General features: G+C 75.2%; 18 protein-coding genes. 14 read left to right on the top strand and 4 right to left on the bottom strand.

The annotated features are described in order from the left end of the window. Positions 1-92: 92 nt before the first annotated feature. The 12 genes from ACZ6AQ_RS08035 (at position 93) to ACZ6AQ_RS07980 (ending at position 12,390) form a co-directional block, all read left to right on the top strand. Positions 93-1,790, top strand: coding sequence for a nitrite/sulfite reductase (locus ACZ6AQ_RS08035; protein WP_468758343.1), 1,698 nt, complete (start codon positions 93-95; stop codon positions 1,788-1,790). Between the two features lie 88 nt (positions 1,791-1,878). Next, on the top strand, positions 1,879-2,058 hold the full coding sequence (locus ACZ6AQ_RS08030; protein ID WP_388696844.1) for a hypothetical protein: 180 nt from the start codon (positions 1,879-1,881) through the stop codon (positions 2,056-2,058). Beyond that, positions 2,055-2,762: a phosphoadenylyl-sulfate reductase gene (locus tag ACZ6AQ_RS08025; RefSeq protein WP_468758341.1), complete on the top strand. Its 708-nt coding sequence runs from the start codon at positions 2,055-2,057 to the stop codon at positions 2,760-2,762. The genes ACZ6AQ_RS08030 and ACZ6AQ_RS08025 overlap by 4 nt, the downstream gene beginning before the upstream one ends. Next, on the top strand, positions 2,762-3,343 hold the full coding sequence (gene cysC, locus ACZ6AQ_RS08020; protein ID WP_388696840.1) for an adenylyl-sulfate kinase: 582 nt from the start codon (positions 2,762-2,764) through the stop codon (positions 3,341-3,343). Before ACZ6AQ_RS08025 ends, cysC begins: the two co-directional genes overlap by 1 nt. Beyond that, positions 3,340-4,278 (top strand): sulfate adenylyltransferase subunit CysD, encoded by a 939-nt coding sequence (gene cysD / locus ACZ6AQ_RS08015; protein ID WP_468758340.1) that lies wholly within the window; start codon positions 3,340-3,342, stop codon positions 4,276-4,278. Before cysC ends, cysD begins: the two co-directional genes overlap by 4 nt. After that, positions 4,278-5,639, top strand: a complete 1,362-nt coding sequence (locus ACZ6AQ_RS08010; protein ID WP_468758338.1) for a sulfate adenylyltransferase subunit 1 — start codon at positions 4,278-4,280, stop codon at positions 5,637-5,639. The genes cysD and ACZ6AQ_RS08010 overlap by 1 nt, the downstream gene beginning before the upstream one ends. A 205-nt stretch (positions 5,640-5,844) precedes the next feature. Further along, a complete protein-coding gene (locus ACZ6AQ_RS08005; RefSeq protein ID WP_468758337.1) occupies positions 5,845-6,966 on the top strand; it encodes an aliphatic sulfonate ABC transporter substrate-binding protein in 1,122 nt (373 codons plus the stop codon). Between the two features lie 37 nt (positions 6,967-7,003). Further along, positions 7,004-7,822: an ABC transporter ATP-binding protein gene (locus ACZ6AQ_RS08000; RefSeq protein WP_468758335.1), complete on the top strand. Its 819-nt coding sequence runs from the start codon at positions 7,004-7,006 to the stop codon at positions 7,820-7,822. Then, positions 7,809-8,696 (top strand): ABC transporter permease, encoded by an 888-nt coding sequence (locus tag ACZ6AQ_RS07995; protein WP_468758334.1) that lies wholly within the window; start codon positions 7,809-7,811, stop codon positions 8,694-8,696. The genes ACZ6AQ_RS08000 and ACZ6AQ_RS07995 overlap by 14 nt, the downstream gene beginning before the upstream one ends. 14 nt (positions 8,697-8,710) lie before the next feature. After that, positions 8,711-9,466, top strand: coding sequence for a sirohydrochlorin chelatase (locus ACZ6AQ_RS07990; RefSeq protein ID WP_468758333.1), 756 nt, complete (start codon positions 8,711-8,713; stop codon positions 9,464-9,466). A 157-nt stretch (positions 9,467-9,623) separates the two neighbouring features. Then, positions 9,624-10,838 carry a lycopene cyclase family protein gene (locus ACZ6AQ_RS07985; RefSeq protein WP_468758332.1) on the top strand — a complete coding sequence of 405 codons (1,215 nt, stop codon included), beginning with the start codon at positions 9,624-9,626 and terminating at the stop codon, positions 10,836-10,838. Beyond that, entirely contained in the window at positions 10,825-12,390 is a 1,566-nt protein-coding gene (locus ACZ6AQ_RS07980) for an FAD-dependent oxidoreductase (RefSeq protein ID WP_468758331.1), read from the top strand. The genes ACZ6AQ_RS07985 and ACZ6AQ_RS07980 overlap by 14 nt, the downstream gene beginning before the upstream one ends. A gap of 78 nt (positions 12,391-12,468) precedes the next feature. On the opposite strand, the gene ACZ6AQ_RS07975 is transcribed toward ACZ6AQ_RS07980, so the two are convergent. From ACZ6AQ_RS07975 to ACZ6AQ_RS07960, 4 genes are read right to left on the bottom strand one after another with little or no spacing between them, the layout of a single operon-like run. Then, complete coding sequence (locus ACZ6AQ_RS07975; protein ID WP_468758330.1) at positions 12,469-13,476, bottom strand: DUF5914 domain-containing protein; 1,008 nt, start codon at positions 13,474-13,476, stop codon at positions 12,469-12,471. After that, the gene (locus ACZ6AQ_RS07970) at positions 13,473-14,507 is read right to left on the bottom strand and encodes a phytoene/squalene synthase family protein (RefSeq protein WP_468758329.1); all 1,035 of its coding nucleotides are present in this window, start codon (positions 14,505-14,507) and stop codon (positions 13,473-13,475) included. The genes ACZ6AQ_RS07975 and ACZ6AQ_RS07970 overlap by 4 nt, the downstream gene beginning before the upstream one ends. Further along, positions 14,504-16,069 carry a phytoene desaturase family protein gene (gene crtI / locus ACZ6AQ_RS07965; RefSeq protein ID WP_468758328.1) on the bottom strand — a complete coding sequence of 522 codons (1,566 nt, stop codon included), beginning with the start codon at positions 16,067-16,069 and terminating at the stop codon, positions 14,504-14,506. Before crtI ends, ACZ6AQ_RS07970 begins: the two co-directional genes overlap by 4 nt. Continuing rightward, the gene (locus ACZ6AQ_RS07960; protein ID WP_468758326.1) at positions 16,066-17,472 is read right to left on the bottom strand and encodes a polyprenyl synthetase family protein; all 1,407 of its coding nucleotides are present in this window, start codon (positions 17,470-17,472) and stop codon (positions 16,066-16,068) included. The genes crtI and ACZ6AQ_RS07960 overlap by 4 nt, the downstream gene beginning before the upstream one ends. A 181-nt stretch (positions 17,473-17,653) precedes the next feature. Between ACZ6AQ_RS07960 and ACZ6AQ_RS07955 the strand changes: the two genes are divergently transcribed. Together ACZ6AQ_RS07955 and ACZ6AQ_RS07950 are read left to right on the top strand one after the other, a co-directional pair. Then, entirely contained in the window at positions 17,654-18,379 is a 726-nt protein-coding gene (locus tag ACZ6AQ_RS07955) for a methyltransferase domain-containing protein (protein ID WP_468758324.1), read from the top strand. A gap of 412 nt (positions 18,380-18,791) precedes the next feature. Beyond that, positions 18,792-19,094, top strand: coding sequence for a hypothetical protein (locus ACZ6AQ_RS07950; protein ID WP_468758323.1), 303 nt, complete (start codon positions 18,792-18,794; stop codon positions 19,092-19,094). Positions 19,095-19,284 lie beyond the last annotated feature (190 nt).

Below are 19,284 nucleotides of genomic sequence, written 5' to 3'. Positions count from 1 at the left end.
CACCCTGCTGCGCACCGCCGCGCCACCCTCCGACCTGAGCGCGCGTGTGCAGGTCAGAGCCGCCCTCCCGCAGTCCCGAAGGACAAGACGCCATGGCCGCCACCCCGGAAAACCCCACCCCCGCCACCGCCCGCCGCAAGGCCGGGCGGCACCGTGGCGAGGGGCAGTGGGCCGTGGGGCACTTCACTCCCCTCAACGGCAATGAGCAGTTCAAGAAGGACGACGACGGTCTCAACGTGCGGACACGCATTGAGACGGTCTACTCGAAGCGCGGCTTCGCCTCCATCGACCCCAACGACCTGCGCGGACGCATGCGCTGGTGGGGCCTCTACACCCAGCGCAAGCAGGGTCTCGACGGCACCAAGACGGGCGTTCTGGAGCCGGAGGAGCTGGACGACGAGTACTTCATGCTCCGGGTCCGCATCGACGGCGGCCGGCTGACCACCGGACAGCTCCGGGTCATCGGCGAGATCTCCGAGGAGTTCGCCCGGGGGACCGCCGACATCACGGACCGGCAGAACGTCCAGTACCACTGGATCCGCATCGAGGACGTCCCGGAGATCTGGGACCGCCTGGAGGCGGTCGGCCTGTCCACCACCGAGGCGTGCGGCGACACCCCGCGCACCATCCTCGGCTCCCCCGTCGCCGGCATCGCCGCCGACGAGATCGTCGACGGCACCCCCGCCATCGAGGAGATCCACCGCCGGATCGTCGGCAACAAGGACTTCTCCAACCTGCCCCGCAAGTTCAAGACCGCGGTCTCCGGCTCGCCGCTGCTCGACGTCGCGCACGAGATCAACGACGTCGCCTTCGTCGGCGTGCGCCACCCCGAGCACGGTCCCGGCTTCGACGTCTGGGTCGGCGGCGGTCTCTCCACCAACCCGAAGCTCGGCGTCCGCCTCGGCGCCTGGGTCCCGCTCGACGAGGTCGCCGACGTCCACGAGGGCGTCCTCTCGATCTTCCGCGACTACGGTTACCGCCGGCTGCGCAACCGCGCCCGCCTGAAGTTCCTCGTCGCCGACTGGGGCCCGGAGAAGTTCCGGCGGGTCCTGGAGGACGAGTACCTGAAGCGGAAGCTGACGGACGGCCCGGCCCCCGAGGAGCCCGCAGGCCGCTGGCGCGACCACGTCGGCGTGCACCGGCAGAAGGACGGCCGGTTCTACGTCGGCTTCGCGCCCCGCGTCGGCCGCGTCGACGGCGCCACCCTGACGAAGATCGCCGAGATCGCCGAGGGGCACGGCTCCGGCCGGGTCCGCACCACCGCCGAGCAGAAGATGCTCGTCCTCGACGTCGAGGAGGCGCGGGTCGACTCGCTGGTCGCCGCCCTGGAGGCGCTCGACCTGCGGGTCACCCCCTCGCCCTTCCGGCGCGGCACGATGGCCTGCACCGGCATCGAGTTCTGCAAGCTGGCGATCGTCGAGACGAAGGGCCGCGGCTCCTCGCTCATGGACGAACTGGAGCGCCGCCTCCCGGAGTTCGACGAGCCGCTGACCATCAACATCAACGGCTGCCCGAACGCCTGCGCCCGCATCCAGGTCGCGGACATCGGCCTCAAGGGCCAGCTCGTCCTGGACGACGCGGGCAACCGCGTCGAGGGCTACCAGGTGCACCTGGGCGGCGCGCTCGGCCTGGAGGCCGGCTTCGGCCGCAAGGTCCGCGGCCTCAAGGTCACCGCGGCCGAACTCCCCGACTACGTGGAGCGGGTCCTCAGGCGCTTCCAGGCGGAGCGCGAGGCCGGCGAGCGCTTCGCCGCCTGGGCGTCCCGCGCCTCCGAGGAGGCGCTGTCGTGAGCGACGCACGCGCGGCCGCCGGGCCGCAGCCGATGACGAAAGCCGCGCCTCCGCGCCGCGCGGGCGGAGAAGCGATCGAGGGGGCACGGTGAGCGAGCGCGCCGCCCCGTTCTTCTGCCCCTACTGCGGCGACGAGGACCTGCGCCCCAACGAGCGGGGTCACGGCGCCTGGGAATGCGCCGCGTGCGGCCGGGCCTTCCAGTTGAAGTTCCTGGGGCTGCTCGCCCCGGCGGCCTCGACCGAACCTCCCGGAGGGGAAGAGACATGACGGGCACCCAGGACATCACCGAGGACGGTCTCAGGGCACTCGCGGAGCAGGCCGGCCGCGACCTGGAGGACGCCTCCGCGACCGAGATCCTCCGGTGGGCCGCCGACACCTTCGGCGAGCGCTTCTGCGTCACCTCCTCCATGGAGGACGCGGTCGTCGCCCACCTCGCCTCCCGGGTCCGGCCCGGCGTGGACGTCGTCTTCCTCGACACCGGCTACCACTTCGAGGAGACCATCGGCACCCGCGACGCCGTGGACGCCGTCATGGACGTCAACGTCATCACCCTGACCCCGCGGCAGTCCGTGGCCGAGCAGGACGCCGCGTACGGTCCGAGGCTGCACGACCGCGACCCCGACCGGTGCTGCGCGCTGCGCAAGGTCGCCCCCCTCGAAGAGGGCCTGACCGCGTACCGCGCGTGGGCCACCGGCCTGCGCCGCGACGAGTCCCCGACCCGGGCGAACACCCCGGTCGTCGGCTGGGACGAGAAGCGCCGCAAGGTCAAGGTCTCCCCCATCGCCCGCTGGACCCAGGACGACGTCGACGCGTACGTCGCGGAGCACGGCGTCCTCACCAACCCGCTCCTCATGGACGGGTACGCCTCCGTCGGCTGCGCCCCCTGCACCCGCCGCGTCCTGGAGGGCGAGGACGCCCGCGCCGGACGCTGGGCGGGCCGCGCCAAGACCGAGTGCGGGCTGCACGGCTGATGACCACCACCCCCCGACCCCCCTCAGAGACCTCCCGGGAGAACCACGTGACCGGTGCCACCATCTGGCTCACCGGCCTGCCGAGCGCCGGCAAGACGACGATCGCGTACGAGCTGGCCGGACGGCTGCGCGACGAGGGCCACCGCGTCGAGGTCCTCGACGGCGACGAGATCCGCGAGTTCCTCTCGGCGGGCCTCGGCTTCACCCGCGAGGACCGGCACACCAACGTCCAGCGGATCGGTTTCGTCGCCGAACTGCTCGCCTCGCACGGCGTGAAGGTCCTGGTCCCGGTCATCGCCCCGTACGCCGACAGCCGCGAGGCCGTCCGCAAGCGGCACGCGGCCGGGGGCACCCCCTACGTCGAGGTCCACGTCGCCACCCCCCTGGAGGTCTGCTCCGCCCGCGACGTGAAGGGCCTCTACGCCCGGCAGGCCGCGGGCGAGATCAGCGGGCTCACCGGGGTGGACGACCCGTACGAGGCACCCGAGGCGCCCGACCTGCGGATCGAGTCCCAGGACCAGACCGTGCGGGAGTCCGCGGCGCGGCTCCACGCGCTGCTCACCGAGAAGGGCCTGCTGTGACCACCACTGTCGCCCACGTCCACGGCACCACGGACACGCCGTTCGCGCTGTCGCACCTGGACTCGCTGGAGTCCGAGGCGGTGCACATCTTCCGCGAGGTGGCGGGGGAGTTCGAGCGGCCGGTGATCCTCTTCTCCGGCGGCAAGGACTCCATCGTCATGCTGCACCTGGCGCTGAAGGCGTTCGCGCCGGCGCCGGTGCCGTTCGCGCTCCTGCACGTCGACACCGGCCACAACTTCCCCGAGGTCATCGAGTACCGCGACCGCACGGTCGGGAAGCACGGGCTGCGGCTGCACGTCGCCTCGGTGCAGGAGTACATCGACGCCGGGAAGCTCCGCGAGCGCCCCGACGGCACCCGCAACCCGCTGCAGACCGTGCCGCTGACCGAGGCCATCCAGGAGCACCGCTTCGACGCGGTCTTCGGCGGCGGCCGGCGCGACGAGGAGAAGGCCCGCGCCAAGGAGCGGGTGTTCTCGCTGCGCGACGAGTTCTCCCAGTGGGACCCGCGCCGCCAGCGCCCCGAGCTGTGGCAGCTCTACAACGGCCGGCACGCCCCCGGCGAGCACGTCCGGGTCTTCCCGCTCTCCAACTGGACCGAGCTGGACGTCTGGCAGTACATCCAGCGCGAGGGGATCGAGCTGCCGGAGATCTACTTCGCGCACGAGCGCGAGGTGTTCGCCCGCGCCGGCATGTGGCTGACCGCGGGCGCGTGGGGCGGCCCGAAGGAGACGGAGACGGTGGAGACCCGTCTGATCCGCTACCGGACGGTGGGCGACATGTCCTGCACCGGCGCGGTCGACTCCGACGCCGCCACCCTCGACGCCGTGATCGCCGAGATCGCCGCGTCCCGGCTCACCGAGCGGGGCGCCACCCGGGCCGACGACAAGCTGTCCGAGGCCGCGATGGAAGACCGCAAGCGCGAAGGGTACTTCTAATGAGCACGTCCACCGAGCGGCCGGCCGTCCCGGCGGCGGCCACCACCCTGCTGCGCTTCGCCACCGCCGGTTCCGTCGACGACGGCAAGTCCACCCTGGTGGGCCGGCTCCTGCACGACTCCAAGTCGGTCCTCGCCGACCAGCTGGAGGCCGTGGAGCACGCCTCGCGTTCCCGGGGCCAGGAGGCGCCCGACCTGGCGCTCCTCACCGACGGCCTGCGGGCCGAGCGGGAGCAGGGCATCACCATCGACGTGGCCTACCGCTACTTCGCCACGCCCCGGCGCCGGTTCATCCTCGCGGACACCCCCGGGCACGTGCAGTACACCCGGAACATGGTCACCGGCGCCTCCACCGCCGAGCTGGCCGTGGTCCTGGTCGACGCCCGCAACGGCGTGGTCGAGCAGACCCGGCGGCACGCCGCCGTCGCCGCGCTCCTGCGCGTCCCGCACGTGGTCCTGGCCGTGAACAAGATGGACCTGGTCGACTACGCGGAGCCCGTCTTCGCCGCGATCGCCGAGGAGTTCACCGCGTACGCCTCCGAGCTGGGCGTCCCGGAGATCACCGCGATCCCGATCTCCGCGCTCGCCGGGGACAACGTCGTGGAACCGTCCGCGAACATGGACTGGTACGGCGGCCCGACGGTCCTGGAACACCTGGAGACGGTCCCGGTCAGCCACGACCTGACGGCCTGCCACGCCCGCTTCCCCGTGCAGTACGTGATCCGGCCGCAGACCGCCGAGCACCCCGACTACCGGGGGTACGCCGGGCAGATCGCGGCCGGGGCCTTCCGGGTCGGGGAGGAGGTCACCGTCCTGCCGTCGGGGCGGACCTCCACGATCACGGCGATCGACGCGCTCGGCACCGGCCTCGGGTCGGACACGGCCGTCGACGTCGCGTGGGCGCCGCAGTCGGTGACGATCCGGCTCGCGGACGACATCGACGTCTCGCGCGGCGACCTGATCGCCCCGGTCGGTGACGCCCCCGCCACCAGCCAGGACGTCGAGGCGACCGTCTGCCACGTGGCGGACCGGCCGCTCTCGGTCGGCCAGCGGGTCCTGCTCAAGCACACCACCCGCACGGTCAAGGCGATCGTCAGGGACATCCCCTCGCGGCTGACCCTGGACGACCTCTCCCAGCACCCGGCCCCGGGACGGCTGGTCGCCAACGACATCGGCCGGGTCGTGGTCCGCACGGCCGAGCCGCTCGCGCTCGACGCGTACGCGGACTCCCGCCGCACCGGCTCGTTCCTGCTGATCGACCCGGCGGACGGCACCACGCTCGCGGCCGGGATGGCGGGCGGGGCGTTCGCCGCGGCCGGGGCCCCCGCCGCGGCGGACGAGGAAGAAGGGTGGGACTTCTGAGATGAGCGAGAACGTCTACGCGACCTTCGCGAAGGAAGGCGGCCGGGTGGGCTCCGGCGCCCTCGGCGCGGGCATGGGAGGTGTCGCGCGATGTGCGTGCTGACCTCGGCGTACCGCACCACCGGTACGACACGGCTCCACCCGCTCCACCCCGAACGACACAAACGCAGACTTCGCAGAAGCTGAATCGAGGGGAACACTTCCCGTGCCTGCCACCACCCGTACCACCCTGCGCCGCGGCCTGGCCGCCGTCGCCGCCCTGCCCCTGCTGATCGGCGCGCTCGCCTCCTGCGGCTACGGCTCCGGGGCCGAGAAGGACGACTCGCCGGAGAAGGCCGCGGCCCCGGCCGGCGCGAAGAAGCTCTCCGCCCCCGAGGTCCGGCTCGGGTACTTCCCCAATCTGACGCACGCCACCGCGCTGATCGGCGTCCAGGACGGACTGATCCAGCGGGAGCTGGGCGGCACGGTCCTGAAGCCGCAGACCTTCAACGCCGGTCCCTCCGAGATCGAGGCGCTCAACGGCGGATCCCTGGACATCGGCTTCATCGGCCCCTCGCCCTCCATCAACGCCTACGTCAAGTCCAAGGGCAAGAACCTGCGGATCGTCTCCGGCTCCGCCTCCGGCGGCGTGAAGCTGGTCGTGGACCCGAAGAAGATCAAGACCCTGGACGACGTCAAGGGCAAGCGGATCGCCACCCCGCAGAAGGGCAACACGCAGGACGTCGCGCTCCTCAACTGGATCTCCGGGAAGGGCTGGAAGGTCGACCCGGAGTCCGGCAAGGGCGACGTCTCGGTCGTCCGCACGGACAACAAGGTCACCCCGGACGCCTTCAAGTCCGGCTCGATCGACGGCGCGTGGGTGCCCGAGCCGACCGCCTCCAAGCTGGTCTCCCAGGGCGGGTCCGTCCTCCTGGACGAGACCTCCCTGTGGCCCGACAAGAAGTTCGTGATCACGAACGTCATCGTGTCGCAGAAGTTCCTCACGGAGCACCCGGACGTCGTCGAGGCCGTGCTGAGGGGGACGGTGAAGACCAACGCGTGGATCAACGCCAACCCGGACAAGGCGAAGGCGTCGGCCAACGCGGCGCTGAAGGCGGAGACCGGCAAGGCCCTGGCCCCCAAGGTCATCGACCCGGCGTGGCCCAGCATCGCGATCACCGACGACCCGCTGGCCGCGACGCTGAGGACCCAGTCCGAGTGGGCGGTCCGGGCCGGGCTCATCAAGCAGCCCGACCTGGCCGGCATCTACGACCTGACGCTCCTCAACAAGGTGCTGAAGGCCGCCGGCCGGCCCGGGGTCTCCGACGCCGGCCTCGGCGCCAAGTAACCGCCGGCCCATCCACGCACCCCAGGAGGTGACGACCATGGCCACGACACTCGCCAAGGCCCCCGAGGGCACCGCGGCGGAGCACGCGCACGCCGCCCGGATCGAGCACGTCTCGAAGTCCTTCCCCGGCCCGGCCGGTGCCCAGCTCGTCCTGGACGACGTCAGTCTCGACGTCGCGCCCGGCGAGTTCGTCACCCTCCTGGGGGCATCGGGGTGCGGCAAGTCCACCCTGCTGAACCTGGTGGCCGGACTCGACCGGCCGTCCCAGGGGTCCATCACGACCCCGGGCGGCCGGCCGGCCCTGATGTTCCAGGAGCACGCCCTCTTCCCGTGGCTGACCGCGGGCAAGAACATCGAGCTGGCCCTGCGGCTGCGCGGGGTACCCCGGGCCGAGCGCCGGCCCGAGGCCGAGCGGTTGCTCGAACTGGTGCGGCTCGGCGGCGCGTACGGCAAGCGGGTGCACGAGCTGTCCGGCGGCATGCGGCAGCGCGTGGCCCTCGCCCGGGCGCTGGCCCAGGACAGCCGGCTGCTCCTGATGGACGAGCCGTTCGCGGCGCTCGACGCCATCACCCGCGACGTGCTGCACGGCGAGCTGACCCGGGTCTGGGAGACCGCGAACAGCGGCGGTTCCGGCACGGGCGGCCTCTCCGTCCTCTTCGTCACCCACAACGTGCGCGAGGCCGTGCGCCTCGCCCAGCGCGTGGTCCTGCTCTCCTCCCGGCCCGGCCGGGTGGCCGCCGAGTGGACCGTGGACATTCCGCAGCCGCGCCGCGTCGAGGACGCGGACGTGGCCGAGCTGTCCGTCGAGATCACCGAACACCTGCGTGGGGAGATCCGCCGCCATGGCCAGCACTGACACCGCCGCCGCGGCGAAGCGGGACGACCTCGCCGGCCTGGAGGCCGGACTGGACGCCCTGGACGCGGTCGAGGTCCGCCGCACCCCGGTGCGCGAGGTCCTCGTCGGGAAGGTCCTCCCGCCCGTCCTGGCCGTCGCCCTGGTCCTCGTCGTCTGGCAGCTCCTCGTCTCCGCCGGGATCACCGAGGAGACCAAACTGCCCGCGCCGTCCGCGGTGGGGGACGGCCTGGTCGACATGTGGTTGCAGGGCACCCTCTTCGAGGTGATCTGGACCAGCGTGTCGCGGGGTCTGGCGGGCTTCCTGCTCGCCCTCGCCATCGGCACCCCGCTGGGCCTGCTCGTGGCCCGGGTGAGGTTCGTGCGCGCCGCGATCGGCCCGATCCTCTCCGGCCTGCAGTCGCTGCCCTCGGTGGCGTGGGTGCCGCCTGCCGTGCTCTGGTTCGGCCTGAACGACGCGATGATGTACACGGTGATCCTCCTGGGCGCCGTCCCCTCCGTCGCCAACGGCCTGGTCTCGGGCGTCGACCAGATCTCGCCGCTGTTCCTGCGGGCCGGCCGCACCATGGGCGCCACCGGCCTGAAGGGCACCCGGCACGTGGTGCTCCCGGCGGCGCTGCCCGGGTACCTGGCGGGCCTGAAGCAGGGCTGGGCGTTCTCCTGGCGCTCGCTGATGGCCGCCGAGATCATCGCCTCCTCCCCCGACCTGGGCCTGGGCCTGGGGCAGTTGCTGGAGAACGGCCGCAACAACATCGACCTGCCCGGCGTGTTCCTGGCGATCCTGCTGATCCTGGTCGTCGGCATCGCGATCGACCTGCTGATCTTCAGCCCGCTGGAGCGGTGGGTGCTCCGCAGCCGCGGCCTGCTGGCGAAGTGAATCCCGAGCGCTCCGTGAACCGCCCCGTCCTCCTCGTGATCGCCCACGGCAGCCGCGACCCGCGGCACGCGGCCACCGTCCGGGCGCTGGTGCGCCGGGCGGGCGCGCTGCGGCCGGGGCTGCGCGCGGAGACCGCGTTCCTGGACTTCGACCCGCCGTCGGCGGCGGCGGTCCTCGGCGGGCTCGCCGCCGAGGGGGTGCGGGACGTGGTGGCGCTGCCGCTCCTCCTGACCAGGGCCTTCCACGCGAAGACGGACGTGCCGGCCGTCCTGCGGCAGGCCCCTCCGTCGCTGCGGACGCACCGGGCGGAGGTCCTGGGGCCGTCGCCGCTGCTGGTCGCGGCGGTGGAACGGCGACTGTACGAGGCCGGGCTCGCGCCCGGCGACAAGAGCGCGACCGGGGTCGTCCTGGCCTCGGCGGGCTCCACCGACCCGGAGGCGATCGCGGCGATCGGGGAAACGGCGCGGGAGCTGCGGCGCAGCGGTTGGCGCTCCGTGCGGCCCGCGTTCGCCTCCGCCGTGACCGCCGGGGGTCCTCCGCGCACCGGGGACGCCGTACGGGCGCTGCGTGCCGAGCCGGGCGTCCGGCGGGTGGCGGTCGCCCCGTACGTGATCGCGCCGGGACGCCTCCCGGACCGGATCGCCGCCGGGGCGGCGGGGGCGGACGTCCTGGCCGACGTCCTCGGCCCCTCCCCCGAGCTGGCCCGGCTGCTCCTGGAGCGGTACGACGGGGCCGTACGGGCCGCCGGGCGGGTGGCGGCGGCCGTCTGATCCGGTGACGTGCCGCATCCGGTGCCCGGGGCTGGGCCGAATGCAGTACGGCGGGACGGGTCGTCCCGCGATCCCGGGTAGGTCCACCGCGACCCCTGCCGGGGAGTCGTACCGGGGCCCTCCCGGGGAGACGTGAGAAAGGTGGTGACGCGCGACCATGGCCGCCGGCACCGACGTGATCGTCATCGGGGCGGGCGCGGCCGGCCTCTCCCTCGCCTGGCGTCTCCTCGCCCCTCCGGAGGGCGTTCCCGTTCCCCGCGTCACCCTGGTCGAGGCGCCGCCGGGTCCCCTGCGGCCCCCGGAGCGCACCTGGTGCTTCTGGGAGGCCGGGCCCGGCCCGTACGAGCCGTTCCTGACGAGGAGCTGGGACAGGCTCCGCGTGCGGGCTCCCGACGGCTCCGGTCCGGTGCGTCCCCTCGGCGGCCTGCGGTACAAGATGCTCCGCTCCGACGCCTTCGAGCGGGGGATGCGGGCGCGGCTGGCCGGGCTGCACCGGGTCGAGGCCACCGTCGAGGAGGTCGCCGACGGGCCGGACGGCGCCGCCGTGACCTGCCGGGGTGCCGACGGCACCGTCGCCCGGCTCCACGCGGCGTGGGTCTTCGACTCCCGTCCGCCCGCCGTGCGTCCCCCCGCCCGCACCGCCCTGCTCCAGCACTTCCGGGGCTGGTTCGTCCGGGCCGACGCACCGGTGTTCACGCCGGACGTGGTGGAACTGATGGACTTCCGCACGCCCCAGCCCGCGCACGGCCTCTCCTTCGGGTACGTCCTCCCCACCACCCCGTACGAAGCGCTCGTCGAGTACACCGAGTTCGGCCGGGCCCCGCTGGCGTCCGCCGCCTACGACCGGGCCCTGGCCCGTTACACCGGGGACGTCCTGCGGCTCGGTCCCTTCCGGGTCCTCGCCACCGAGCAGGGGGCCATCCCGATGAGCGACGGCCGGTACCCCCGCCGGGCCGGCCGGCACGTCTTCCGCGTCGGGGCGGCCGGCGGCGCCGTCCGGCCCTCCACCGGGTACGCCTTCGCGGCGATCCAGCGCCAGTCCCGGGCCGTCGCGGACGCCCTGCACCACGGCCGGTGCCCGGTCCCCCCGCCCGCGCACTCCGGCCGGGCGCTCGCGATGGACGCCGTCCTGCTGCGCGGCCTCGACACGGGACGCCTCGACGGGCCCGCCTTCTTCGCGCGGCTCTTCGAACACGTCCCCTGCGAGCGCCTGCTCCGCTTCCTGGACGGCGCCACCGGCCCGGCCGAGGAGTTCTCCGTCGGACTCCGCACGCCCGTCCCCGCCATGCTGCGCACGGCGGTCGAACTCCCCCTACTTCCCCGGCGCGCCAGGCCGGAACGGCACGAGGAGCCCATCGATGACCAGCCGTGAACGCCGCTCCGCCCCGGCCCCGCGCCGGGGGCGGGACCGCAGGGCCGCCGTCGTCCCCGCCCACCGGGGGCGGGCGGCGGCGGGCCGGGACGCACCGCGCTGCGCCGTCGTCGGCGGCGGCATCGCGGGCCTGGCCGCCGCGACCGTCCTGGCGGAGCGCGGGGTCCGCGTGACCCTGTACGAGCGCGAGGCGTCGCTCGGCGGCCGGCTCGCCGGATGGCCGGTCGAGCTCGCGGACGGTTCCTCCGTGACGATGAGCCGGGGCTTCCACGCCTTCTTCCGCCAGTACTACAACCTGCGCGGTCTGCTCCGGCGTACCGATCCGGGGTTCGAACGGCTCCGGCCGCTGCCCGACTACCCCCTGCTCCACAGCTCCGGTCTGTACGACGGTTTCGCGCGCGTCCCCCGCACGCCGCCCTGGAGCGCCGTGGGCTTCGCCGCGCTCAGCCCCAGTTTCGGCCTGCGGGACCTCGTACGGATGAACCCCCGTGCGGCGCTGCCGCTCCTGGACGTCGGCCTGCCCGGGGTCCACCGCCGCTACGACGGGATCAGCGCCCGTGAACTGCTCGACCGGATCCGCTTCCCCGAGCGCGCCCGGCACCTCGCCTTCGAGGTGTTCTCGCGGAGCTTCTTCGCCGACCCCGGGGACCTCTCGGCGGCCGAACTCGCCCTGATGTTCCACATCTACTTCCTGGGCTCCTCCGAGGGACTCCTCTTCGACGTGCCCGACGAGCCCTATCCGCAGGCCCTGTGGGACCCCCTCGCCCGCTACCTCGAAGGACACGGCGCCGACATCCGCACCGGCTCCCCCGTCAGCCACGTCGAGGCCGCGCCGGGCGGCGGCCACCTCGTCCACGGTCCGGCCGGGGCGGAACGCGCCGACGCGCTCGTCCTCGCCCTCGACACCGGGGGGCTGCGGGCCGTCGCGGCGGCCTCGCCCGCGCTGTGCGACGAGGCGTGGCGCTCCCGGGTCGCCGGGCTCCGTACGGCTCCGCCCTTCCTCGTCACCCGGCTCTGGCTCGACCGTCCCGTGGCCCCGGACCGGCCCGGGTTCCTCGGGACCGGCGGGTACGGCCCGCTGGACAACATCAGCGTCCTCGGCGCGTGGGAGGGCGAGGCCGCCCGCTGGGCCGCGAAGACCGGCGGTTCCGTGGTCGAGCTCCACGCCTACGCGGCGGACCCGGCCGCCGGTCCGGGCCCGGTCGCGCGGGAGGTGGTCGAACAGCTCCACCGCGTCTACCCCGAGACGGCGGCCGCGCGGATCGTGGACCGGCGCGACGAGTGGCGGCAGGACTGCCCGCTCTTCGCGGTCGGCGGCCACGCCGGACGGCCCGGGGTCGGCACCCCCGACCCCACCGTCACCGTCGCCGGCGACCTGGTCCGCACCGACCTCCCGGTGGCCCTGATGGAACGGGCCGCCACCACGGGCTTCCTCGCGGCCAACGCGCACCTGCGGCGCTGGGGCCTGCGGGGACAGACGCTGTGGACGGTGCCCCGGCGGGGCCGGTCGGCCCTCCTGAGGGGGCTGGCCCGCGCGTACGGGGAGTACTGAGCGCCCCGGCCCCGGTCCCGCCCGCGCCGGGGCCGGTCACGGGGCGTCCCTGCCGGGGCGCGCCGTGACCGGCCGCCCTCAGCCGGGGAAGTCCCCCCTGGCCCGCAGGGCCCACCGCCGTTCCGCGTAGGCCAGGTCGTCGCGCCACAGGCGGCCCGCCGTCGCCCGCATCGCCGGACGCAGCAGCGGCGCCGCCAGGCGGGCGACGGCGAACCCCCGGCGGTCCGAGCCGGCGAGGACGGCCTCCACCACGGCGGTGCGCGGACGCGGCGCCCCGGGGGGCGTCAGGGGCGTCGCGTGCGTCTCGACCACCGAGCCCGCCCCCTCCCCCGCCACGATCCGCATGACGACCGTCCTGGGACCGGGCGCGGTGAACACGGCCCGGACCGGCACCACGACGCGCCCGGCCACCTTGAACGACACGTCCACCACCAGCTCGTCGTCCTCGTCCGTGGGGGTCCGCACCACGTCCAGGTCGACGAACGAGTAGGGGTGGAGCCACGCCCCGTGCCAGGGGTCGAGCCGGTTGGCGACGACGTCCTCCGGCTCGCACGTCCCCACGCCCGTGTAGACCGCGTCCACCGCCCCGGCCGCCGGAGGCCGTCCGGGCACGGGGGGCCGCTCCGTCGGGGGCTCGCCGCCCGCGCGGTCCAGCCTGACCCACAGCAGCACCCCGTCGTCGTGCGCGGGCCACGGCGACCAGCCCGCGAAGGGGCCGCCGTCCAGGGCGAGTCCGTGCCAGTGGCAGATCAGCGTCCCGCACCGCACGACGCTGTCCTTCAGGGGCGCCCCCAGGTGCGGGCAGGCACCGGGCCCCGCGTGGGGCCGACCCTCCCGGTCGCGCCACAGGACGATCTCGGTGCCCGCCACGGTCCGCCCGAGCGGCCTGCCGTCCGCCAGGTCGCGGCTGCCGCCGACGACGTACCAGTTGCCCGAGGGCCGCTGCCCGGCACGGGCCAGCGCCCCGGCGATCAGCGCCGGGGATGCCTCGCGCCACGTGGGCCGCTGCCGCTCCCACGGAACGGCGTCCCGGCGCAGCCGCAGCGGCACCAGGGACCGGCGCCCGGGTCCCTTCCGGACGCTCACCTCGGATCGCCTCCCGCCGTGCGGTCCAGGTCCGTCCCGCTGCGTGCCGGGGCGCCCCGTCCCCCGGCCGGGGCGTCCGCCGGGTACGGGGCGGGACGGCGCGGCAGGGTGCGGGCGGCGAGGGCGCCCACCAGGCCGCGCGCCGCGACGGACGCCCTGCGGCGGCGGCCGACGACCGCCCTGCGGTGCACCACCGCGTACCCGTCCCTCTCGATGGCGCCCAGGATGTCGCCGTACAGCACGAAGGCGGCCCGCACGCACGGCACCGAGACGGGGGCGAGGCGGGCGATGCCCGGCTCCGCCTCGCGGTAGACGTCCCTGGTCAGCGCGGCGGCGGCCCTCAGGGCGGCGGTGATCCGCGCGTCCCGGGCCCCGGTGAGCCTGCTCCACATCAGCAGGTCGGCGTCGGCCCCGTGCGCGGCGAGCAGGTCGGCGGGGAGGTAGACGCGGCCCCGGTCCAGGTCCTCTCCGACGTCCCGGAGGAAGTTGGTGAGCTGGAACGCCCGCCCGAGCGCCGCCGCGTACGGCTCCGCCTCCGCGCGGGGGACGACGGTGCCCAGGACGGGGACCATCTGGAGCCCGATGACGGCGGCGGAGCCGTGCATGTAGGCGAGCAGGTCGGCGTACGTGGCGTACCGCCGGACCGTCAGGTCGCTGCGCATCGACGCCAGGAAGTCGGAGAAGTGGCGGGCGGGGATGGCGTACCGGGCGCGGGTGTCGGCCGCGGCGAGGACCACCGGTTCCCGGACCCCGCCGCCCCTGAGGGCGGTCCGCCACTGCTCCTCCAGTCTCCCCAGCGCGGCGGAGCGCTGTTCCGTCGTCGCGCCCGGCCCCAGGTCGTCCACGATGTCGTCGGCGCGCCGCGCGAAGCCGTACAGGGCGTGCACGGCGGCCCGGCGGTCGACGGGGAGCAGCCGGGTGGCGAGGAAGTACGTCTTGCCGTGCCGCGCGTTCAGCCGCCGGCAGACGGTGTACGCGGCCCGCAGGCGCGGGTCGGTGATGCCCGCCGCGTCCAGTTCCCGGGCCGTCACCGCGCCGCTCCGTCCACGCGGGCGCGCGCGGGGGCGCGGCCCGTTCCCGTCGAGGGCGCCGCGGGTCTCCCGCCGCCCCCGGTCCGGCCGCCGGTGACGCGCGCGGCGGCGAGCTTCCCGGAGAGCAGGACCGTCGGGACGCCCACGCCGGGCGTGGTGCCGCAGCCGGCCAGGACGGCGTTGACGGTGCCGCGCACGAGGTTGCGCGGCCGGAAGGGGCCCGTCTGCGCGAAGGTGTGGGCGGCGGAGAAGGGGGTGCCGGCCGCGTGGCCCAGAGCCGTCCAGTCCGCCGGTGTCACCAGGGTCTCCTCCTCGATCGACGCGCCGAGGCCGTCGAGCCCCCGGCGTTCGAGTTCGCGGACGAGCGCGTCGCGGTAGCGCGGGCCGAGTTCGCCCCAGTGGGCGGCGTCCGGGCCGGTCCGGGTGTTCGGGCACGGCGCGAGGACGTAGTGCAGGTGGCGGCCGGGCGGGGCGAGGGACGGATCGGTGGCCGTGGGCCGGGTGATCAGCAGCGAGGGGTCGCTCATCAGGCGCCCCCGGTTGATCAGTTCGTCGAACGTGCCCTCCCACGCCGCGCCGAAGGAGAGGGTGTGGTGGGCCAGCCGGTCCCACGTCCGGTCCGTCCCCACGTGGAGCACGACCGCGCTCGGGGAGTGCCGCAGCCGGACCGGGCGCCGGGGAGCGCGTCCGAGGAGGCCGTGGGCGACGGGCAGGTCGGGGGTGAGGACCACCGCGTCGCAGGGGATCCGGTCGTGTCCGGTGACCACGGCGGTGATCCGCTCGCCCCGGCGTTCGAGCGCGGTGACCGGTTCGCCGTACCGGACCGTGCCGCCGGCCCGGGTCACCGCGTCCGCCATGGCCGCCGGTACGGCGTGCATCCCGCCGCGCGGGAAGTACACCCCGGCGACCGTGTCCATGTAGGAGATCACCGCGTAGGCGGCCAGCGCCCGCGAGGGCGCCACCCCCGCGTACAGGGCCTGGAAGGAGAAGACGCGCCGCAGCCGTTCGTCCGTCAGGAACCGCGCCACGGCGCCGTCGAGCCGCCCGAAGCCGCCGAGGGCGGCGAGCCGCGCGAGGTCGGGATGGAGGAGTCGCAGGGGGGAGTCGAAGTTGGTGTCGATGAAGCGGCGCATCTGCACCGCGTACAGCTTCTCCAGCCACCGGCGCAGCCTCCGGTACCCCTCGGCCTCGCGGGGGCCGGCGAAGGCGGTGATCTCCGCCTCCATGGCGCCGGGTTCGGTGTGCACGTCGAGGCGGGTGCCGTCGGCGAACAGCGCCCGGTAGGCCGGGTGGAGGGGGACGAGTTCGACCCGTTCGCGCAGGGAGTCCCCCACCGCCCGGAAGGCTTCGTCCAGGATGTCGGGCATGGTGAGGACGGTCGGGCCGGTGTCCGTCCGGTAGCCCCCGAGGTCGTGCCGGCCGGCCCGCCCGCCCGGGAGCGGGTCGCGCTCGACGACGGTCACCCGGCGTCCGGCGCCGAGGAGGTGGAGGGCGGCGGCGAGCCCGGCGAGGCCCGCGCCCACCACGACGACGTGGTCCGTGGGTCCCGCGACGGTCCTCAACGGGCCTCTCCCGTCAGGACCGGCACGGGGCCGCCGGCGGCGGCGGGGCCGCCCTCGGAGGCAGGGCGGCCGGTGGACGAGGAGCCACCGGCGGGGGCGGGGCCGCCGACGGACGGGGAGCCGCCGGTGGAGGCAGGGCCGCCTGCGGGGGCAGGGCCGCCTGCGGACGAGGAGCCGCCGGCAGGTGAGGGGTCCAGTCCGCACGCCCTCCTGAAGAGCGCGCCGATCCTGTCCGCCGCCTCCGGCGAGAGCCCGGTGCGCGCCACCGCCTCCGCGCCCCGGCCGCACAGCTCCTCGATCCGCCGGGCGACCCGGTCCCGGGCCCCGCACGTGACGAGCAGGTCGAGGACCCGGCGCACGTCCTCCTCGGCCGCACGGGGACCGGCGCCCCGGGCCCCGGGGGCGGGCGGACCGGCCGGAGGGGACCCGTCCGCGCGGGGGCCGTCCGGAGGGGACCCGTCCGCTCCGGGGCCGGCGGCGCGCGCGCCGGCCGTGCCGGGTCCTCCGGTGATCCTCTCCAGGAGGTCGAGGCCCGCGCGGTCCCCCAGTTCGGCGCACCGCTCCCCGGCGACGGCCAGGAGGTACGTCGCCCTGCCCTCCCGGATGTCCTCCCCGACCGGCTTCCCCGTGGCCGCGGGGTCGCCGAAGGCCCCCCGCACGTCGTCGTACAGCTGGAAGGCGAGCCCCGCGGACCTTCCCGCCTCCCGGAGCCGGCGGGCCGTGTCCCCGGGCGCGCCCGCCAGCGTCGCCCCCAGGGCCAGGGGGTGGCCCACCGAGTACAGCGCCGTCTTCAGGACGGCCGTGCGCTCCGCCCGTCCGGCCGAGCGGTCGCCCGTGGCCCGGGACCGCAGGTCGAGGTACTGGCCCGCCACCATCTCCGTGCGCATCGCCCGCCAGACGGCGGCCGCCCGGGCCGCCGGGGGCCGTCCGCCGACGGACTCGGCGAAGACGTCGTCGGCCCAGGCCAGGGCCAGGTCGCCGGCCAGGACGGCGGCGGCGGCGCCGAACGTGCCGCAGGGCAGTTCGCGCGCCCGCGTACCGAACCGCGCGTCCAGCCCGACGTGCACAGCGGGCCGTCCCCTGCGCAGGGGTGAGCCGTCCATCACGTCGTCGTGGATCAGCGCGCACGTCTGGACGAGTTCGAGCGCCGCCGCGACGCCCAGGGCGGACGGCGTCTCGACGGCTCCGCCGCCGCAGCCGCGCATCGCCCACCACAGGAACTCGGCGCGCAGCCGACGGCCTCCCGTCAGCGCGAAGTCCGCCACCCGGCCGGCGATGTCGGCCGCGAACTCCGGGTCGACGGCCGGCGCCTCCTCCGTACGCCGTCCGAGCACGGCCGCGAGGTGCGCCTCGACGGCGGCCGGCACGTCGTGGTCGACTTGGAGCGGATCGGGTACGCGCATGGGGTCATCCCTCGCTGGGGGGCGGCATCGCTTCGGGCTTCACGGGTCATTCAGTACCGCCGACGGGATCGGATGCACCGCTCCTTGAGCCGTCCGGCCCAATCCCCGGCCGGTGGCGCCCCCGGTGGCGCGGGTCATGGGCGACACTGCGGGCGTCACCCCCAGCGGAGGAGCACCGGTCATGTCCTTGTTGCGCGACGCCGACCTCGCCCACGCCTTCGACCACGCCTCGCGGACGTACGACCGGATGACCTCGGCGAGCCCCGGCTACCACCGGCACCTGCTCCGCTCCGCCCGCCGCCTCGCCCTGCCGGACGGCGGGCGGGGCCGGTCGGTCCTGGACCTCGGCTGCGGTACGGGGGCGTCGACCCGGGCGCTGCTGCGGGCCGCGCCCGAAGCCTCGGTCACGGGCGTCGACGCGTCCGCCGGCATGCTCGACCGGGCGCTCCGCAAGCCGTGGCCCCCGAACGTCACCTTCGTGCACGCCCCCGTGGAGGGTCTGGCCGGGGCGGGGGTGGACGGCCCGTACGACGCGGTCTTCGCCGCCTACCTCTTCCGCAACGTCGCGGACCCGGACGACGTCCTCGACCGGGTCCGGGGGCTCCTCCGTCCGGGCGGGCGCCTGGTCGTCCACGAGTACGCCCTCGGCGGCCGGGCCGTCCACCGGGCGGTGTGGTCGGCGGTGATGGGGGCGGTCGTCCTGCCGTGGGGCCGCCGCCACGGGGACGAGGCGCTCTACCGCCACCTGTGGCGCAGCGTCCTCGGCTTCGACACCGCGCCCGCCTTCGCCGACCGGCTGCGCCGCGCGGGTTTCGGCGGTGTGCGCGTCCTCCCCCAGCCGGGGTGGCAGACCGGCATCACCCACACGTTCACGGGATTCCGGCGCCGGGGGCCCTTCCGGGGTTAGGCCCTGTGCCGGACCGTGCTCGACGGGCTCGACGGGCGCGACCGGCTCGACGGGCGCGGCGGACGCGGCGGACGCGGCGCGTCAATGCTCGTGCGTTTCGGTTCACGCGATCGAGGGGCGCACTTCTGTCGCTTCGTGTCCTTTTCCGGCCAGTCATGGGGTGACGGCTGATCGGTCCGGTGTCCGAGCGGCGCATGGGGCACGGACGGGGCGGACGGCGGGTGCGGCGGCCCGTCACGTGTGCCCCGCACGTGCCCGTCAAACCCGCCCGGCCGGGATGGCCGGGACGGGCGGTCGGTCCCTGTCGGCCACCCTCCGCCACGTGCTGCTCTTCGGGGGCATCGGCCACCGCCGACCGCCCCGTTCGCGGGTCCGGCCGGCGGGGCCCCCGGCAGCACCGAAGGGGAAGAGCATGACCACCCCCGTCCGCAACACCGGCCCCAACGCGGCCACCGGCGCCACCGTCACCGACCGGCTGCCCGAGGGCCTCGCCTTCCTCTCCACCACCGCGGACGCCGACGAGACCGACCCCCGCCCCGGGAACAACACCGACGCCGTCACCGTCTGCGTCGAACGCGCCTCTTCCTGCTGCGACCCCTGCGGCGAACGGCCGCTCCGGGACCGCCAGGACGTTTCTTCTGGATCACTCCCGCAGGGGCCGGGTGTCGGTGTGGTGCGGGAGAGTCCTGGCCATGACGACGCCGGAGGGCCTTGAGCGAGCGCTGCCTGTGCTCGTTGCCCGCCCGGGCCGACGCCGAGGACGACGCCTCATGCGGTCCTCGCGGACAAGGCGCACTCGTCCCGCGCGATCCGTGCGCACCCGCGCCCCCTCGCGGCGCGTACCGTCACCCCCGGGGCGCGTGTCTCCTCCGCGTCCCGCCCCGCCGCCCGGCTCATCGCCCCAC

Source organism: Streptomyces sp. NPDC041191, assembly GCF_055591945.1.
Note: the sequence above shows the minus strand (reverse complement) of the source record. Positions and strands in the feature narration are given on the sequence as shown.

Excerpts from the sequence above, each read along its gene's own strand:
- ACZ6AQ_RS07995 (WP_468758334.1), top strand. The coding sequence starts at position 7,809 with ATGGCCAGCACTGACACCGCCGCCGCGGCGAAGCGGGACGACCTCGCC.
- ACZ6AQ_RS07955 (WP_468758324.1), top strand. The coding sequence starts at position 17,654 with ATGTCCTTGTTGCGCGACGCCGACCTCGCCCACGCCTTCGACCACGCC.
- ACZ6AQ_RS08000 (WP_468758335.1), top strand. The coding sequence starts at position 7,004 with ATGGCCACGACACTCGCCAAGGCCCCCGAGGGCACCGCGGCGGAGCAC.
- ACZ6AQ_RS07980 (WP_468758331.1), top strand. The coding sequence starts at position 10,825 with ATGACCAGCCGTGAACGCCGCTCCGCCCCGGCCCCGCGCCGGGGGCGG.
- ACZ6AQ_RS07960 (WP_468758326.1), bottom strand. The coding sequence starts at position 17,472 with ATGCGCGTACCCGATCCGCTCCAAGTCGACCACGACGTGCCGGCCGCC.
- ACZ6AQ_RS08010 (WP_468758338.1), top strand. The coding sequence starts at position 4,278 with ATGAGCACGTCCACCGAGCGGCCGGCCGTCCCGGCGGCGGCCACCACC.
- ACZ6AQ_RS08035 (WP_468758343.1), top strand. The coding sequence starts at position 93 with ATGGCCGCCACCCCGGAAAACCCCACCCCCGCCACCGCCCGCCGCAAG.
- ACZ6AQ_RS07985 (WP_468758332.1), top strand. The coding sequence starts at position 9,624 with ATGGCCGCCGGCACCGACGTGATCGTCATCGGGGCGGGCGCGGCCGGC.
- ACZ6AQ_RS07950 (WP_468758323.1), top strand. The coding sequence starts at position 18,792 with ATGACCACCCCCGTCCGCAACACCGGCCCCAACGCGGCCACCGGCGCC.
- ACZ6AQ_RS08025 (WP_468758341.1), top strand. The coding sequence starts at position 2,055 with ATGACGGGCACCCAGGACATCACCGAGGACGGTCTCAGGGCACTCGCG.
- cysC (WP_388696840.1), top strand. The coding sequence starts at position 2,762 with ATGACCACCACCCCCCGACCCCCCTCAGAGACCTCCCGGGAGAACCAC.